Genomic DNA, 17,095 nt, shown 5'->3' with positions numbered 1-17,095 from the left:
TCTCCTAGATCGAAATATAGAACTTACCATCTTCAAAAGTAACATTACTTCCAACAATAGCATTCTTAATAATTTTTTCAATTAACCAGATCCATTTAACCTTGATGAAGCCAAACGGAACAACTACATCTGTTACATCCATAATAATTTGAGATTCTTTTTCATTAAATGAAACACTTGCCGTCAGATCAACATCAAAATTCTTCTTAAGAAGAACATTCTTATATGCATGGGCCTTAACCTTAGCGACACCATTAGTAATCTTAATTGAAATATCTGAAAGGTTAGATTTATCTAAGCTTAGATTTGCCAGTGGCCTATAAGAATCAATTTCCAAGTTCTTATATCGACTCGAAACTGTTTGTCTTGAGATCACACGTCCACGAGGATCTGTAATTGTTTTAATATCTTCATTTGTTTTTAACTTAGCAATGTCTATAGATCCATCAATTAAACATTCTTTGATCATTGAAGGAATATCTAATAAGTCAGATTGAATAAGCTTTTGGCATTTAACGTTCAGATCCTTAACTGTTACTGATTTTTTAGAATCAATAAATTGAAAAATATCTGAATGAAAGTTAAGCCTCTCATTTTTCACATTTAACGTATCAATATCAAAATAAAATTTTGTTTTCTCTTTAGAGTTTGAAACTAAGATCTTTGGAACATTTAAGGCCGCAGTATTTTCACAACCACTCATAAGAGAGTCCGAATCGATCTCAATCAGATCCTCATCTTTCTCACACTTGAGATCTACAGATTTTGCCTGAACATCATATTGTTTATAGTCCATAACAAGTAAAGGTGAAGCAATTTGTAAGAATCTCGCAGCTTGTAACTGCATTGTTCCAATGTCTCCTCTTGCTGTAAATATAGCACCATCTTGTAATTTCTTTTTTAAAGCAAAGTTAACAGGCTCTTTGTACGATTTAGGAGTAATATTAAGCTCGGTCATACAACCCTTAACAATTCCATCCCCACTTGCCATATCATAATCTGGATCATTCGTTGTACAGAAAACAAAAAAGTTATTTGCCTCGAGCTCTAAACCTTCTCTATCCATAAAGAAACTTGAACCATTTATATTAAAGTAAGTAGCATTAATGGCAGTTTCAGCATTATTCATTTTTAATTTATCGAGGGTATTTAAAAAAGTATTTCCGCTCATATCAAATTGAGCAGTCATCGAACCATTATCAAGCTTCAATTGATTATTCTTAAAATAAACTTCAGCACTTGATTTATTCTTATCTCGATCAGAAATATTAAAAGAAAGAGTGTCACGCGAGATTATTGCACTTTCATATTCCATGTAGCCCATTCGACCAAATATATCATCCTGCTTAGAAACATTAAGGTCATGAACTTTAACTTCAATAAAGCTATTAGCAATTGCCAGAAATGGTGTAAGTGATAAAAGGATTAATTTCTTCTTTAACATAGAACTGAATATAGAAGAAAAAGATGCCAAGATACTGAAAGTTGAAAAAATTCAGTACCTTGTCTATTTAATAAACATTAGAATTCATAGCCTAAACAACTGGAATTACTACAAAATTCCAGCGCCTTGCCTAATGACATCGGCTTCACCATTAGTGAAGTCAACAATAGTTGATGAGCCTACAAATTCGTGTTCACCTGGATCGACAATCAAAGTAACAACACCTGCAAGCGACTCTTCAATCATATAAGAATAGAGTTCACCATAAGAAGATAGGGCCGGAGTAAATTTATCTAAATCAATATTACTTGATAAGACCGGTTCACCATGGATTTCTAGTAAGCGACTAATCAATGTCGAAGGTACAAATCTAATTCCCACTTCATGATCAGTTTTATTTGCGGCCACAGCCTTAGTAATCTTCTTATTGGCATTAAAAATAAATGTATAGTGACCTGGGATAATTCTCTTTATATAGCGAAATACACCATCATCAATATTAGCAACATCAGAGGCCATTGAAATCGAATCACATAGAAGAGAGAAAGCCTTTAGCTTTGGAGCATTCTTATACTTGTAGATTCTCTCAATCCCCTTCTTGCTAAAGGGAGAAGCAATTACAACCCAACTAGTATCAGTCGGTAAGCACACAAGCTCTCCATTATTAAGAGCTTGTGAAACTTTTTGTAATACGCGATCATCTGGATTTTCTGCAATTACATATTCAATCAATGCTTACCTCAAGTATTTTAAGAATTCATTATCGTTAGAGATTATAAACTTAGTTTTACCTTTAATCGATGTTTTATATGCTTCTAGAGAACGTACGAACTCAAAAAAGCTTGGGTCCTGAGAAAATGTCTTAGCATAGACTGCAGAAGCCTTTGCTTCAGCACGGCCCTTAATCAATTGAGACTTCTTATAACCTTCTGATTGAATTGTTTGTAAATCTTTTACCAAACGTCCTTCAATCTTGGCCTTTTCACCTTCACCAATTGATCTGATCTTCTGTGCAATTCTTTGACGTTCAGAGATCATTCTTTCGTAAACTTTACGCTCAACTGATTTCTCGTATGAAATACGTCTTAATTGTACATCAATTAATTGAATACCAAATTGTTCTAACTCTCCATCGGCTTTGCTTACGATTAATTGAGATAATTTTTCTCTACCAACGCTTACATCTTCAATGTCACCAGTTATTTCTTCTTCAATTTCGTTAACATCTACTTTAGTAGCATTTAACTTTTCAATAATTGCATTTGAATTACGTACGGCCTCAACAAGATCGTGAGATGAAATCACATTTCTCGTCGCAGAGTCTAAAATTGTATCGATTCTCTTTTTAGCACCTTCAGTATTTCGAACGGTCTGAATAAACTTAAGTGCATCAATTATTTTAAATCTCGCAGTTGTATCTACTTTAATAAATTTCTTATCCTTTGTAGGGATTTGATTTGGAAAACCATCCCAACTAAGAATTCTCTTATCAACGAAACGTACATCTTGAACGAAAGGCTTTTTAAAATGAAGGCCAGCATCAGTAATTGGATTACCAACAGGTTTACCAAATTCAGTGATAATTGCTTGTCTTCCTTCACTTACGATAAAGAGTGACTGTTTTCCTAAAACTAAACCTATAAATAGAATAACAATTAGAATTAATGCTTTATTCATTTCTTAGCTCCTTGGTCATAAATAGGAAGTAATCCCTTAACCTTTGGATCAATAATTGTAAGATTGTCGTACTTCTTATAAAGCCCTTCCATTGCTTCAATATAAAGACGCTTCTTTGTAATCTTAGGGGCACGACGATACTCTTTTAGGATTTCTTGAAACTTTGCAACATCCCCTTCTGCACGGTTTACAAGAGCAGCTGCATAACCTTCAGCTTCAGATACCATTTTCTCCGCCTTACCACGTGCCTCTGGAATAACTTTGTTATAAGCACCTTCTGCTTCGTTAATGGCCTTTTCTTGTTCTTGCTTTGCTTCGTTAACTTCATTAAATGAAGCTTTAACAACTTGTGGAGGATTAACATCCTGAAGCTTTACAGAGATGATTGAAACACCCATGTCATACTTATCAATTACTTCTTGCATAAGTAGCTTAGCATCAGCTTCAATTTCTACTTTACCAACAGTTAAGACATCAGTAACTGATCTATCCCCAACAACTCTTCTCATAATTGATTCTGAGATATCGCGGATATTTCTTACTGGCTCACTTGTTTGAAAGATAAACTTGAAAGGGTCACGGACTTGGTATTGAACGGCCCACTCAACAGAGGCAACATTTAAGTCACCTGTAAGCATAAGTGACTCGTGATCAAAGTTATCACCAGAATAAGAAGAACGTCGTGATCTCGAACTCTTTGTTCTAAATCCAAACTCTTCTTGAAGAACAGTTTTAACTTTAACCTTAATTACTTCATCAACCCCAAATGGAATCTTAAAATGAAGGCCTGGAGTATTAGTATTAATATACTTACCCAGACGAATTACGACGGCCTCTTCATCAGGCTCGACAGTGTAAAAAGATGTGTATCCGAAAATAACTAAAACAATGAATATAAAAAAGGGCCCAAGTAACTTGAGCCCCTTATCTAAATCTTGTTTCATTTTTTCGAAGTCATTTCTTGGTGCTTGTCCATTATTAAAAGACATTTGCTCTCCTTGACTTGCGTCCTATGCTTCTACTTCTAACATGAGGACGTTTTCTTCTAAGGCGTCCCCTTCCTTTACGTGAATTGCTTTAACAACACCATCGATACCACTCTTAATTTCGTTTTCCATTTTCATGGCCTCAAGAATGATTAGTGTTTCACCAGCAGCAACTGTCTGACCAACTTCAACATTGATCTTAACAACTTTGCCTGGCATTTTAGTAAGAAGTTCACCAGCGTCAGCTCCACCTAAACCAGAAGGCTTGTAACCTCTGAATAGTGAGTAAACTTTATCAACGTTAACAACTCTTGATGGAAGATCCTGTCTTGGGATCTTTTTCCAAGTTTTCTTATCTTTTGAGATAAAGTATTGGCCACAAAGCTTTCTTAACCACATTGTTTCATGAAGACTTCTTTCTCCATCTTTTAATGTAGAAAAATCAAACTCAACTAAGCTGTGATCGTGAACTTTAGTTCTTGTTAAATCAACAATTACTTCTTCATTATCATTAATTAAATATGTTCTCATCTTAGATACCCATCCTACGTGCTTCAGAACCAGCGATGATCGTATAAAGCTTAATATGATCTAGGTCTGTCTTCACGTTATTCTGAGGTGCTACTTCACCAATGTAAGCTGTTGAGTAGTGACCATCAACAAAGTTCTTCTCAGTCATAATTTCTTTTAGAAGAGGAAGATTTGTTTTAAGTCCTTCAATGAATAGTCCATCAAGTGCTGCATTCATTTTTCTAACAGCAACGTCACGAACGATTCCCTTACAAACAAGTTTTCCAACCATTGGATCGAAGTCTGGAGTTACTTCTAACCCTTTATATAGACAGTGATCAAAACGAGTTCCTTGTGGGAAGTTTGTTTCAAATCCTGTTACAAGTCCTGGAGCAGGAAGCATTGTAATTGGATCTTCAGCACAAATACGACACTCAATCGCATGTCCTGATCTTCTAATAAATTCTTGAGAAGGAATACCTAACTCATCACCAAAAGCTGCTTGGATCATACATACGATAAGATCCATTCCAGTAATTTCCTCAGTAATCGGGTGCTCTACCTGAATACGAGTATTCATTTCTAGGAAATAGAATTGCTTATCTTCACCCATGATGAATTCAACTGTACCAGCAGAATCATAATCGACAGCTTTTGCAAGCTTTACAGCTGTTTCACAAACGCTTTGACGTAACTGCTCATCATTTCCAATAAATGGAGACGGTGCTTCTTCAATAATTTTCTGGTGTCTTCTTTGAACTGAACACTCTCTTTCAAAGAAGTGGAAAGTATTACCTTTCTTATCTGCAAGAATCTGAACTTCAATGTGACGAGGATTAACAATTAGTTTTTCAACTAATAGATCCCCATTATTGAAAGCTGCCATCGACTCACGTCCAACAGCTTCAAATTGAGCACGAACTTCTGTTTCGTCTTTACAGGCACGCATACCACGTCCACCACCACCGGCAACAGCTTTAAGAAGAACTGGGTAACCAATTCTATTTGCAATTTCAACTGCTTCATCAACAGTTGGAACAGCGTGATCTGTACCAGGAACAGTAGGAACACCAGCATCATTCGCTAGCTTCTTAGATGTTGCCTTGTCACCCATAACTCTGATGGCCTCAACGTGTGGACCAATAAAAGTAATACCTGCATCTGAAAGAGCATTTGCAAAATCTCTATTCTCAGAAAGGAAACCATAACCTGGGTGTACACCATCAGCATTAACTTCCTTTGCAAGAGCAACTAGCTTCTCAACATTAAGGTATGTCTCAGCATTTGTTTTACCTTGTAGGTAAACCCATTCGTCACAAAATTGTAAGTGAGTTCCTTGAGGTTCGTTATCAGTATAAATACCAATTGCAGTATGCCCAAGCTCACGACAAGCTTTTGCAACACGTGAAGCAATCTCTCCACGGTTAGCAATTAATACTCTTCTTTCCATGTTCTTTGGCTGTCTGATCATCATAATTGAATATTCCCGTGTTTACGTTTTGGACGGTCAACGTTCTTATCTTTTAGAACAACTAGATATTCATATAAACGCTTTCTTGTTTCTTCTGGAAGAATTACTGCGTCGATATATCCTCTTTCAGCTGCAACGTATGGGTTAGCAAAGTTATTCTCATAGTTAGCAACTAGCTCAGCTTTCTTCTGATCAAAAGCTTCACCTTCAAGACCTTGAAGTTCTTTTCTAAATACAATATTTACTGCACCTTCAGCACCCATAACTGCAATTTCTCCAGTTGGGTAGGCAAGGTTTACGTCTGAACGAATGTGCTTAGATGCCATAACGTCATAAGCTCCACCGTAAGACTTTCTTGTAATAAGAGTGATTAATGGAACAGTCGCTTCTGCGTACGCATATAGAAGCTTAGAACCGTGCTTAATGATCCCACCGTACTCTTGTACTGTACCTGGTAAGAAACCTGGAACGTCTACAAGTGAAACAATTGGAATATCGAAAGCATCACAGAATCTAATGAAACGAGCTGCTTTACAAGAAGAATCGATATCTAGAACACCAGCTAGTACTTCTGGTTGATTTGCTACGATACCAATTTTAATTCCACCAATTGATGCGAAACCAACGATGATATTTCTTGCATAATCTTTATGTACTTCTAAGAAGTGTCCATCATCAACAATATCAAGAATTACTTCTTTCATATCATATGGCTTCTTAGGATTACCTGGAACTACTTCTTTTAGTTTAGAGTTATCTCTATAAACAGGATCTGAAGTATACTTAGGCGCTTGCTTCTTGAAATTAGAAGCAGGGATATAGCTCATTAGTTCTCTTACTCTTTCAAATGTCTCGTCTTCGTCTTTACACTTAAACTGACATACACCTGATTTTTCTGAGTGTGCTGTTGCACCACCAAGGTCTTCTTTTGTTACTTCTTCGTGAGTTACAGTCTTGATAACATCTGGACCTGTAACAAACATATAAGATGACTTATCAACCATGAAGATAAAGTCAGTTACAGCTGGAGAATAAACAGCTCCACCTGCTGAAGGTCCCATGATTAATGAAATTTGAGGAATTACACCAGAAGCCTTTACGTTTCTGTAGAAAATTTCCGCGTATCCACCAAGTGCATCAACACCTTCTTGAATACGAGCTCCACCTGAATCTTGAATACCAATAACTGGAATTCTGTTATCAAGAGCGAAGTCCATGATCTTACAGATCTTTCTTGCGTGAGCTTCACCAAGTGCTCCACCCCAACAAGTAAAGTCTTGAGAATAAACAGCAATCTTCTGTCCGTTAATCTCTGCAATACCTGTAACTACACCATCTCCGTAAAACTTCTTCTTTTCCATTCCGAAGTTTACACAACGATGTGTAACAAATTTATCAAACTCAATGAAAGTACCCGGATCAACAAGTCTTTCAATTCTTTCTCTTGCAGTATACTTACCTTGCTCGTGTTGCTTTGCGATTCTCGCTTCACCACCACCAAGCTCGGCCTGCATTCTTCTGTCGATTAAAAGAGCTCTTTTTTGCTCTAATATATTTTCGCTGGTTGTTGACATACATCCCCTCCACCATTTTCTCTTTCGAGATTCTATGTAATTAAATTATCCGAGCATATTACACCCTTAAAAGACAATTTGCCCAATCACATTGCGTTATTTTCGAGGGGTTAAATCATTGAAATTATAGAAATATAAATAAAAAGGCCCTCGGAGAGGGCCTAAAAGTGTCTATCTTTTTATTTTGATGTGTTTTATCTATTCATTACCTGCTTTCGCACGCTTATCTAGCCCATACTTATCAACTTTCATAATAAGGCTGGCCCTAGACATCCCAAGCTCTTTTGCAAGCTTAGACTTATTAAAATTACATCTCTTAAGTCCTTCACGAATCATAATAATTTCTAATTCTTGAAGAGCATCTTTTAGCTTACCTGCAGTGTTTACACCTCTAGTTGACTCAACAGGAGCAGCACCATGATCAAGAAGTTGTGGACTTAGATTATCTGGAGTAATCGATTTTTCGTCTCCAGCAAGTACAACTAATCTTTCAACTTCATTTTCAAGCTGACGTACGTTACCTGGCCATGGGTAATCTAGCATCTTCTCCATACACTTCTTAGAGTATGACTTCATCGGCATTCCCGACTCATCACACTTCTTCTTAAGAAAGTGCTCCATTAGTACTGGGATATCTTCTTTCCTATCCCTTAATGGAGGAAGGTTTACGTTAAGAACGTTAATTCTATAATAAAGGTCTTCTCTGAACTCACCTTTGGCCATCATTGTTTTAAGATCTTTGTTTGTTGCTGCAATAATACGAACATCAGTTCTTCTAGGTGAATCAGCACCAACAGGCAGGTACGTTCCTTCTTGAAGAACTCGAAGTAACTTTACCTGCATAGACAGTGAAGTATCCCCAATCTCATCAAGAAATAGTGTTCCACCATTTGCTAATTCGAAAAGACCTGATTTTTCTTTATGAGCACCTGTAAATGATCCTTTTACGTGACCAAATAATTCTGAATCTAGAAGGTTTTCGTTGAATGCAGAACAGTTAACAGCTAAGAACTGGGCATCCTTACGAGGAGAAGCAAAGTGTACGGCCTTAGCAACTAGTTCCTTACCTGTACCATTTTCACCTTGAATAAGAACAGATGATTCACTTGTTGAGATTCTCTCTAATAGTGAATAAATCTTCTGCATTTGTTTCGATTTACCAATCATATTATGGTAGCGAAATTTTTCACCAAGCTCTGAGTTAAGCATATGAATTCTTTCTTCACGCTTAGAAATCTCATAGTGAAATGTAGAAATTTCACCAGCGACTAGCTCAACTAATTCTTTTAAATATTCAATTTCTCTCGGGAATAATCTTCTTGTTTCATTAACACATTCTTGTGCTGCCTCTGGAGATGCACCATGCTCAATTAGTGCTGCCACAAGCTCTTTTTCTTCAGTTTCAGTGAATGTACTTTTTAGAAATGGGAAAGCGAAAACCGTACCATGATACTCACCTTCAATTTCAATTTTTGTTCCCATCATCTTTACACCTGGAAAATAAGAGTCAAAGATCATGACAACTTCACCAGACTGACTTAATTCATCACTAAATCTTTCAACATCAGCAGTAACAAAATCATAACCATGTGGAAGGGACATTTGCGTCTCAAAGAAAAGATTCTTAAAGTTATAGTCCTTATCTGTATGCGAACTTCTAATCTTAAAATGAGTATCAGCATAGAAAACCTCTACACCAAACCACTTATGAATTACTTCTTCGAGCTTAGAAATAACATGAAGTCCTTTTAGTTCATTCCAGTTGATCATTTTTATTCTCCGATGTTTAATTCTTTGGCACAAAAAACGATTGGCCAAAGCAAAGTCTGTAAAACTTTTCGGCAGAATTTAATAAAACTTAACTATGAATGATAAAAAAATAGACGAATTTAAAGAAATATTATTAATTTACTTCACGCCTAAGTAACTAAGAACACGAACAAAATATGAATCCATTTTCCAATCTTGCGGACCTTTAAACATAATTCTGTGCTCAAGTTTTGAATCGAAGACGAAAGTCTCCGGTACCTTAACAACACCTAATTTACTCATAGAAATTCCTGCTTGATCATGAATAACTATTGAATTAGACGGTAAGTCATTGAATCTTTTGAGAAATTTTTTAATTTTCATATCGTCATCTTTAACGGCCATGAAAACAACTTTTACATTTTTTTCTTCTAATTTGCGTGCAAAATCTACAAATTCCGGAAATTCAGCTTCGCAAGGAGCACACCAAGTTCCCCAAAAATGAACTACTAAACCATTTGAATTACGTGCTAAATCCTGTAGCTCAACCTCAGAATTATCAGCAAAATTATCCAGTTTCACACTTGGAAGTGACTTAAGAATATAGTCTCGACTCTTATCTACATAAGAATCAATTTTACCTTTATGGTAAATAGAATATCCCAGTGTGATAGCAACAATAATAAAAATAATAGAAACTTTAGAAGATGTAGTCATATATTTTAGAAAAAAGTTTTAAATAAAAAAACCCATCATACGTTAATATGATGGGTCTATCTATCTCATTCGAATTAAAAATTAATCAACAAATGCGATGTATGCCATTTTAGAGTTATCTCCAACTCTATTCTCAGAAAGTCTCATGATTCTAGTGTAACCACCATTTCTCTCTTTGAATTTTGGCCCAAGCTCAGTAAATAGCTTGTTTACAGCATTCTTATCATTAAGTTTTTTGAATGCAAGTCTTCTGTTAGCAACAGTATCATTTTTTGAAAGAGTTACTAATTTCTCAACTACTGGCTTGATTGCTTTAGCTCTTGTAAGAGTAGTTTTAATCATACCGTGGTCGATAACTTCAGAAGCAAGGTTTTTAACCATTGCAACTCTGTGTGAAGGACTTACACCTAGTTTATACTTATGTTTTTGATGTCTCATATCTCTACCTCAACTTATAACAACTTTTATTCTTCTTTTAGATCTTGCATGATGCTATCAACTTTCATACCTAGACCTAGTCCCATTTGAGAAAGTACTTCTTTAATCTCATTTAGTGACTTACGCCCAAAGTTCTTAGTTCTTAGCATCTCACCTTCAGTCTTAGAAACTAGCTCATAGATATACTTAATATCTGCGTTCTGCAAGCAGTTTGCAGATCTTACAGACAGCTCAAGCTCAGAAACTGGCTTTAATAGAGCTGCATTAGCAGTATTTTGTTGCTTCTTAGGCTTAGTTTCCATTCTTGTGATTTCTTCTTCATCTTCGAAGCTTAGGAATACAGCAAGTTGGTCTCTTAGGATCTTCGCTGAATAAGCTACTGCATCCGAAGGTTCAACACCTGCGTTAGTCCAAACTTCTAGAGTAAGCTTATCAAAATCTGTTCTCTTACCAACACGTGAGTTTGTAACTGTATAGTTAACACGTGCAACTGGTGAGAAAAGAGAATCAAGATAAATCCAACCGATTGGAAGATCAAAAGATTCTTTATTATCTAGAGCTGTTACGTATCCTTTTCCTCTTGCAACAAGTAGTTCCATCTTAATAGATCCACCAGTTGAAAGGTTACAGATTGCGTGCTCTGGATTTAAAATTTCAACATTTGCAGACTCAGAAATGTCACCAGCAGTAACGATACCCTCTACCGATTTCTCAAGAGTAAGAGTTACCTGCTCTTTATCTTTAATCTTAAAGTGAACTTCTTTAAGGTTAAGAATAATCTCAGAAACTTCTTCTTTTACGTTGTTGATTGTACCAAACTCATGCTCAACACCATCAATTCTGATTGCAACAATAGCTGCACCCTGAAGTGAAGAAAGTAGTACACGACGTAAAGAGTTTCCAAGAGTTTGTCCATAACCTCTTTCTAGTGGCTTAGCAACGAACTTACCATAAGTATTAGTTAGCTTATCGTTATCCATTTCCAAAGCTACTGGTCTTATCATTCCTGTCCAATTTTTTGCTGTAAATGTGTCCACAGACAACTCCTTAATATAAATCTATAAAATTATACTCTTCTTCTTTTCGGTGCACGACATCCATTGTGTGGAATTGGTGACCTGTCAGCAACAGAAGTGATTTTAAGGCCTGCAGCGATAAATGCTCTTACAGCATTTTCTCTACCTGCACCCGGACCTTTAACTCTTACTTCAACAGTAGATAGTCCGTGCTCCATAGCCTTTTTAGCTGCTTCCATAGAAGCCATCTGTGCCGCGAATGGAGTCGATTTCTTAGACCCTCTGAATCCTAATTGACCAGCAGAAGCCCATGAAATAGCGTTACCGTTCATATCTGTGAACGTAACGATTGTATTATTGAAAGAGCATTGAATGTGAGCAATACCTCTCGAAATATTCTTTTTAACTTTTTTCTTTGAAGCTGTTTTCTTAACCATCATTAACTCCTAACAATTACTTCATTGACTTAATAGACTTCTTACCTGCGATTGCAACAGCTGGCCCCTTACGAGTACGAGCATTTGTAGAAGTTCTTTGACCTCTTACAGGAAGACCTTTTCTATGTCTGATCCCTCTGTAACAACCTAAGTCTTTTAGTCGTTTAATGTTAAGACCAACTTCTCTACGTAAGTCACCTTCAACAGTGTACTCACTTTCAAGAAGAAGTCTGATTTCGTTTGCTTCTTCTTCAGTTAGTTCGTTTGAATTTTTGTTTGAATCGATGTTTGTTTTTTCTAATACTTCCTGAGCCACTTTCGGTCCTACACCGTAAATTGACTGAAGGGCAATTTTCATTACCTTATTTCTAGGAATATCAACACCAAGAATTCTCGCCATAGCTACACTCCTTTCCTATGATTAACCTTGTCTTTGTTTGTGCTTAGGTTGCTTACATACAACTCTAAGTACGCCTCTTCTTTTAATAACTTTACAATCTTTGCACATCGGCTTTACAGATGCTCTAACTTTCATAACAACCTCGTAAATTCTACACTAGCGTTTTTTACTTCTATATGTAATTCGGCCCTTCGTTAAGTCATACTTGCTAATCTCAACAAGTACCTTATCTCCAGGTAAAATCTTTATAAAGTGCATTCTCATCTTTCCACTAATGTGGGCAATAACAGAATGTCCATTCGGTAATTTAACCTTAAATTTAGTGTTAGGAAGAAGTTCAGTAACTTCACCTTCAACTTCAATCGTTTCCTGATTACTCATATAATACAAAACCTAAAGTAATTGCTTATATATGACTCAGGGCCATATTGCAAGACGAATTACTTATATAATAAATTATTTAACAATTTTTTTAATTTCTTCAAAAATCTCATCAAGCCCTTTTGTAGCGTCTACTCTAACAAGGCGTCCCTGAGACTCATAGTACTCAAGAACTGGCTCGATGTTGTCAGTAAAAACCTTCATTCTAGTCCTTACTGTATCCTCGTTATCATCTTTACGATGCACAAGGTCCTCTCCAGAAACATCACACTTACCTTCAACTTTTGGTGGCTTTGTTTTTAGATTGTAAATCTCACCACTAACAGGAGCTACACGTCTATTAACAATCCTCTCCACTAAAGTATCTAGTGCAATGTCAAAGTAAATTGCTTTAGACTGTACTCCACCAAGTAGGGCACTATCTAAATCCTTTGCTTGAACAAGGTTTCTTGGATAACCATCAAAAATATATGTTGATTTCTCAACAGCACAATTAGCCTTTAGAAGATCTAATACTAATTCGTCACTTACTAATTCACCTGAATCCATGACCGCTTTAATTTTACGACCAAGCTCAGACTCTTTAGCAACTTCTGCTCTTAATAAATCGCCAGTAGAAACATGTGTGTACCCAAGCTCTGAAACTATATTCTTAGCTTGAGTACCTTTTCCTGATCCAGGAGCTCCAATTAAAATTAGTTGTGGTGCCATGGATTAGAACCTTCTATTGTTACCGTTATATTTACCTTTAGATTTGTATGACATCTCATACTTATCAGCAAACATAAACGATTGAACATTCATCATAACTCTAACTGATACAGATACTAAGATTAGCATTGATGTACCACCAAATCTTGTCTGAGCCCCTGTGATTAGTGAAGGAACAATACAAACAACGATTAAGAATAGAGCGCCAAAAAATGATAAACGATTTAATAACGTGTCTAAATATTCTTTTGTTTTATCACCTGGTCTAATACCTGGGATAAAAGCATTATTCTTTTGTAACATTTCTGAAATCTTCTTCGTTTTGAATTGGATTGGTGCATAGAAATAAGTCATATACACAATCAGAGTTGCAAAAAGAATATTAAATAAAATTTGCCCTGGTGCCAAACTTTGTTGAATTGTATCAAAGTATGGTTTGAACACACTGTCTGCAGGGATAAAAGTAGCAAAAGTTGCAGGCGCTGCTAGAAGAGAAGAAGCTAAGATCGGAGGCATAACTCCACCTGTATCAACTCTCATCGGAAGTGTCTGATTTCCACCATACACTCTATTATTAACAACACGCTTAGCATATTGGACCGGAACGGCTCTGAAAGCCCTTTCGATGAATGCAACAACAAAGAATGCAACGACAATTACGGCCACGAAAGTAAGTAGTTCTAGTCCACCCATTTCACCGTTTCTAAATAGTGTAATCTTTTGAATAACTTCAGAAGGTAGCTCAACTGCAATACCTGCGAAGATAATAAGAGAAACACCATTTTCTAAACCAAATTCTGTAATACGCTCACCAAGCCAAAGTAAGAACATTGTTCCTGCAGCCAGAGTGATCATTGTTACAATTCTGAAAAGCATACCTGGTTCAGGGATAACTCTAGCACCGCCAGGAGAAACAAATGTCTCGAACACAGCAGCCATTGAGTAACCTTGTATGCAACAGAGAATTACTGTTGCATACCTAGTCCACTTTTGAATTTTTTTGTTACCTTCTGAGTCTTCTTGTAGCTCTTGGATTTGAGGTATAACCTCACCTAAAAGAGAAAAGATGATTGAAGTAGTAATATACGGCATAATCCCCAGTGCTAAAACTGAGAAACGCTTGAAGGCACCACCACTAAAAGTGTTGATAAGGTCAAAAAGACTTCCCCCACCAGCTTCCGCAAAATAAGAAGAGATCGCCTGCGCATCAACTCCTGGTACAGGAATTTGCGCAACCAATCTATATACTACTAATAATAAAAAAGTAAAAAAGACTTTTTTCTTAAGCTCTTCAAGTTTTCCTTGAGCGTTTGACATCAGACGATCCTTTTATCTATTTTGTTGCTATTTTTCCGCCAGCTTTCTCGATTGCTTCTTGAGCACCTTTAGAAAACTTTTCAATATTAACAAAATTTAACGATTTTGAAAGCTCTCCGTTAGCAAGAATTTTCACTGGACGTCTTTTATCTGCACCCTTAAGGATACCTTTCTCAATTAGAGCTTCTTTTGTAACGTCTCCGCCATCAAATTTAGCTTCTAATGTAGCAAGAGATACCTCAGCATACTCAGTTTTAAATGGTGCGTTAGAGAAACCTCTTTTTGGTAGACGCATGTAAAGTGGCATTGCTCCACCTTCGAAACCAGTTCTTACACCGCCACCAGCACGAGCCTTTTGACCCTTGTGCCCTTTACCAGCTTGAGTACCTTGACCTGAACCTTGTCCACGACCAATTCTCTTAATGTTTTTATGTGCACCTTTTGGACTTTTTAAGTTATTTAAAGTTAACATATTTACCTCTTAATCAACTAATACCGCTTATTCTTGAATGTCTAAAAGGTGAATTACCTTCTTGATCATCCCTCTAACAGCAGAAGTGTTTTCTAAAGTTCTTGAAGTTCCAGTTTTTCTTAGACCTAGGCCTCTTACTGTAGCTTTCTGCTTTTCAGTACATTTAATAGTACTTTTCTTTAATGTTACTGTAATTGTTTTCGCTGTCATATCAACCTCAATTAACCTTTAATTCTTAAGCCTTTAGCTTCTTTACCACGTGCCTTAGCTACTTCTTCTACAGATCTTAATTGTTTAAGAGCGTCAAAAGTTGCCTTAACGATATTATGTGGGTTGTTACCTCTTAAAGACTTCGTTAGAACGTCTTTAACACCAGCAAGTTCAAGGATTGAACGACATGCACCAGCAGCCTTAACCCCTGTACCTTCTGCAGCAGGTTTGAATAGAATCTTACCAGCATCAAATTCACCTAGTACTGAGTGAGGAATAGTTCCTGCATCTACTGGTACTGAAATCATGCTTTTTTGTGCAGCTTGAGTAGCTTTTCTGATTGCTTCAGGAACTTCCTTAGCTTTACCAAGACCGTAACCTACGCGACCATTTTTATCACCAACGATCATTAGAGCACTGAAAGAAAATCTTCTACCACCCTTCATAACCTTTGCAACTCTATTTACAGCAACAACTCTTTCTTCAAGTTCAACGTCCATTGAGCTAGCTTGACGCTTTTTCGCTGGAGCTTTTTTAGAAGCTTGTCTTTTCTTTGGTTCTGCTTTTACTGTTTTTTCAACGCTTTTATTTTCTTCAGTCATCACTTACTCCTAAATTTGAATTCCATTTTCTCTAGCAGCTTCAACAACAGCCTTGATTACACCGTGGTATCTAAGTCCGTTTCTGTCGAATACAGCAGTTGAAATATTGTTAGACTTTAGGTTTTCAGCAAGTTTTGCACCAACAAGCGTTGCACCAGCAATATTGCTTTTTCCTTCAACAGCATTTTTACCATAAGTTTGAACACTGAAAAGTGTCTTGTTAGCAACATCGTCAATTACTTGTACTGTGATGTGCTTGTTTGTACGGTTAACTGATAGACGTGGTCTCTCAGATGTTCCGTTTACTTTCTTACGGATAGCAAGTTTTCTTCTAATTTTTCTAGCTGTACTTGCTTTACCAGCTTTACCATAAGGCTTTCTAATCATTTTAAACTCCTCACCCTAGGCCCTCACTGCGGGCCATTCTCAGGCTACTTTTTATTACTTACCGCCAGATTTACCAGCTTTTCTTACGATTGTTTCTTCAGCGTATTTAACACCTTTACCTTTATATGGCTCTGGTGGTCTGAATGAACGGATCTTTGCAGCAGCAAATCCAACTAGTTCTTTGTTACTACCAGTTAGTTCGATTTCTTTACCAGCAACTTTCGCTGCTACACCTTCTGGAAGAACATATTCAATTGGATGTGAGTATCCAAGGTTAAGAGTTAATGTATCACCACTAACAGCTGCCTTATAACCAACACCGTTGAATTCTAGCTTTCTAACAAATCCATCAGTAACACCAGTTACCATGTTGAAAACGATTTGTCTTGCTGTACCCCACATTGCACGAGACTTTTTAGACTCATCAACAGGAGTTACTTTAATTTCATTACCTTCTTGTGCAAAAGTCACTCTATCATTAAAAGTGTACTCTAGCTCACCTTTAGGTCCTTTAACTGATACATTTGTACCATTTATTGTAACCTGAACTTTCTCAGGAACTACTACCGGGTTTTTTCCTACACGTGACATTACTC

General features: G+C 36.6%; 22 protein-coding genes. All 22 read right to left on the bottom strand.

Translation table 11 applies throughout. The annotated features are described in order from the left end of the window. Nucleotides 1–4: 4 nt before the first annotated feature. Nucleotides 5–1,444, bottom strand: a complete 1,440-nt coding sequence (locus ACMAWV_RS02065; protein WP_412470037.1) for a hypothetical protein — start codon at nucleotides 1,442–1,444, stop codon at nucleotides 5–7. 108 nt (nucleotides 1,445–1,552) lie between these two features. After that, nucleotides 1,553–2,176: an L-threonylcarbamoyladenylate synthase gene (locus ACMAWV_RS02060; RefSeq protein WP_103219272.1), complete on the bottom strand. Its 624-nt coding sequence runs from the start codon at nucleotides 2,174–2,176 to the stop codon at nucleotides 1,553–1,555. A gap of 3 nt (nucleotides 2,177–2,179) precedes the next feature. Then, nucleotides 2,180–3,121 carry a protease modulator HflC gene (gene hflC, locus ACMAWV_RS02055; RefSeq protein ID WP_392990469.1) on the bottom strand — a complete coding sequence of 314 codons (942 nt, stop codon included), beginning with the start codon at nucleotides 3,119–3,121 and terminating at the stop codon, nucleotides 2,180–2,182. Then, nucleotides 3,118–4,110 (bottom strand): FtsH protease activity modulator HflK, encoded by a 993-nt coding sequence (gene hflK / locus ACMAWV_RS02050; protein WP_103219270.1) that lies wholly within the window; start codon nucleotides 4,108–4,110, stop codon nucleotides 3,118–3,120. The genes hflC and hflK overlap by 4 nt, the downstream gene beginning before the upstream one ends. A gap of 21 nt (nucleotides 4,111–4,131) precedes the next feature. After that, the gene (locus ACMAWV_RS02045; protein WP_199177580.1) at nucleotides 4,132–4,638 is read right to left on the bottom strand and encodes an acetyl-CoA carboxylase biotin carboxyl carrier protein subunit; all 507 of its coding nucleotides are present in this window, start codon (nucleotides 4,636–4,638) and stop codon (nucleotides 4,132–4,134) included. A 1-nt stretch (nucleotide 4,639) separates the two neighbouring features. Next, on the bottom strand, nucleotides 4,640–6,091 hold the full coding sequence (locus ACMAWV_RS02040) for an acetyl-CoA carboxylase biotin carboxylase subunit (protein ID WP_103219269.1): 1,452 nt from the start codon (nucleotides 6,089–6,091) through the stop codon (nucleotides 4,640–4,642). Continuing rightward, a complete protein-coding gene (locus tag ACMAWV_RS02035) occupies nucleotides 6,088–7,662 on the bottom strand; it encodes an acyl-CoA carboxylase subunit beta (protein ID WP_392990464.1) in 1,575 nt (524 codons plus the stop codon). The genes ACMAWV_RS02040 and ACMAWV_RS02035 overlap by 4 nt, the downstream gene beginning before the upstream one ends. A gap of 198 nt (nucleotides 7,663–7,860) precedes the next feature. Beyond that, a complete protein-coding gene (locus ACMAWV_RS02030) occupies nucleotides 7,861–9,432 on the bottom strand; it encodes a sigma-54 interaction domain-containing protein (RefSeq protein WP_103219267.1) in 1,572 nt (523 codons plus the stop codon). A 138-nt stretch (nucleotides 9,433–9,570) separates the two neighbouring features. Further along, nucleotides 9,571–10,128 carry a TlpA family protein disulfide reductase gene (locus ACMAWV_RS02025; RefSeq protein ID WP_103219266.1) on the bottom strand — a complete coding sequence of 186 codons (558 nt, stop codon included), beginning with the start codon at nucleotides 10,126–10,128 and terminating at the stop codon, nucleotides 9,571–9,573. Nucleotides 10,129–10,209: 81 nt separating this feature from the next. Further along, the gene (gene rplQ, locus ACMAWV_RS02020) at nucleotides 10,210–10,566 is read right to left on the bottom strand and encodes a 50S ribosomal protein L17 (RefSeq protein WP_021266273.1); all 357 of its coding nucleotides are present in this window, start codon (nucleotides 10,564–10,566) and stop codon (nucleotides 10,210–10,212) included. Nucleotides 10,567–10,592: 26 nt separating this feature from the next. Continuing rightward, on the bottom strand, nucleotides 10,593–11,603 hold the full coding sequence (locus ACMAWV_RS02015) for a DNA-directed RNA polymerase subunit alpha (protein WP_103219265.1): 1,011 nt from the start codon (nucleotides 11,601–11,603) through the stop codon (nucleotides 10,593–10,595). Nucleotides 11,604–11,632: 29 nt separating this feature from the next. After that, complete coding sequence (gene rpsK / locus ACMAWV_RS02010) at nucleotides 11,633–12,019, bottom strand: 30S ribosomal protein S11 (RefSeq protein ID WP_021266246.1); 387 nt, start codon at nucleotides 12,017–12,019, stop codon at nucleotides 11,633–11,635. 16 nt (nucleotides 12,020–12,035) lie between these two features. Continuing rightward, nucleotides 12,036–12,419: a 30S ribosomal protein S13 gene (gene rpsM, locus ACMAWV_RS02005; protein ID WP_103219264.1), complete on the bottom strand. Its 384-nt coding sequence runs from the start codon at nucleotides 12,417–12,419 to the stop codon at nucleotides 12,036–12,038. A 21-nt stretch (nucleotides 12,420–12,440) separates the two neighbouring features. Continuing rightward, nucleotides 12,441–12,554 carry a 50S ribosomal protein L36 gene (gene rpmJ, locus ACMAWV_RS02000; protein ID WP_021266475.1) on the bottom strand — a complete coding sequence of 38 codons (114 nt, stop codon included), beginning with the start codon at nucleotides 12,552–12,554 and terminating at the stop codon, nucleotides 12,441–12,443. Between the two features lie 21 nt (nucleotides 12,555–12,575). Further along, entirely contained in the window at nucleotides 12,576–12,800 is a 225-nt protein-coding gene (gene infA / locus ACMAWV_RS01995; protein WP_021266177.1) for a translation initiation factor IF-1, read from the bottom strand. A 75-nt stretch (nucleotides 12,801–12,875) separates the two neighbouring features. Further along, complete coding sequence (locus tag ACMAWV_RS01990; RefSeq protein ID WP_412470038.1) at nucleotides 12,876–13,511, bottom strand: adenylate kinase; 636 nt, start codon at nucleotides 13,509–13,511, stop codon at nucleotides 12,876–12,878. A gap of 3 nt (nucleotides 13,512–13,514) precedes the next feature. Next, nucleotides 13,515–14,828 carry a preprotein translocase subunit SecY gene (gene secY / locus ACMAWV_RS01985; protein ID WP_103219262.1) on the bottom strand — a complete coding sequence of 438 codons (1,314 nt, stop codon included), beginning with the start codon at nucleotides 14,826–14,828 and terminating at the stop codon, nucleotides 13,515–13,517. Nucleotides 14,829–14,844: 16 nt separating this feature from the next. Continuing rightward, nucleotides 14,845–15,300 carry a 50S ribosomal protein L15 gene (gene rplO / locus ACMAWV_RS01980; RefSeq protein ID WP_103219261.1) on the bottom strand — a complete coding sequence of 152 codons (456 nt, stop codon included), beginning with the start codon at nucleotides 15,298–15,300 and terminating at the stop codon, nucleotides 14,845–14,847. A gap of 27 nt (nucleotides 15,301–15,327) precedes the next feature. Beyond that, entirely contained in the window at nucleotides 15,328–15,510 is a 183-nt protein-coding gene (rpmD, locus tag ACMAWV_RS01975) for a 50S ribosomal protein L30 (RefSeq protein ID WP_103219260.1), read from the bottom strand. Nucleotides 15,511–15,521: 11 nt separating this feature from the next. After that, nucleotides 15,522–16,010, bottom strand: coding sequence for a 30S ribosomal protein S5 (rpsE, locus tag ACMAWV_RS01970; protein WP_233189739.1), 489 nt, complete (start codon nucleotides 16,008–16,010; stop codon nucleotides 15,522–15,524). A gap of 111 nt (nucleotides 16,011–16,121) precedes the next feature. Continuing rightward, complete coding sequence (gene rplR / locus ACMAWV_RS01965; protein ID WP_146037929.1) at nucleotides 16,122–16,499, bottom strand: 50S ribosomal protein L18; 378 nt, start codon at nucleotides 16,497–16,499, stop codon at nucleotides 16,122–16,124. Between the two features lie 54 nt (nucleotides 16,500–16,553). Further along, nucleotides 16,554–17,090, bottom strand: a complete 537-nt coding sequence (gene rplF, locus ACMAWV_RS01960; protein ID WP_103219258.1) for a 50S ribosomal protein L6 — start codon at nucleotides 17,088–17,090, stop codon at nucleotides 16,554–16,556. Nucleotides 17,091–17,095 lie beyond the last annotated feature (5 nt).

Source organism: Halobacteriovorax sp. RT-1-1, assembly GCF_047085455.1.
Taxonomy (GTDB): domain Bacteria; phylum Bdellovibrionota; class Bacteriovoracia; order Bacteriovoracales; family Bacteriovoracaceae; genus Halobacteriovorax_A.
Note: the sequence above shows the minus strand (reverse complement) of the source record. Positions and strands in the feature narration are given on the sequence as shown.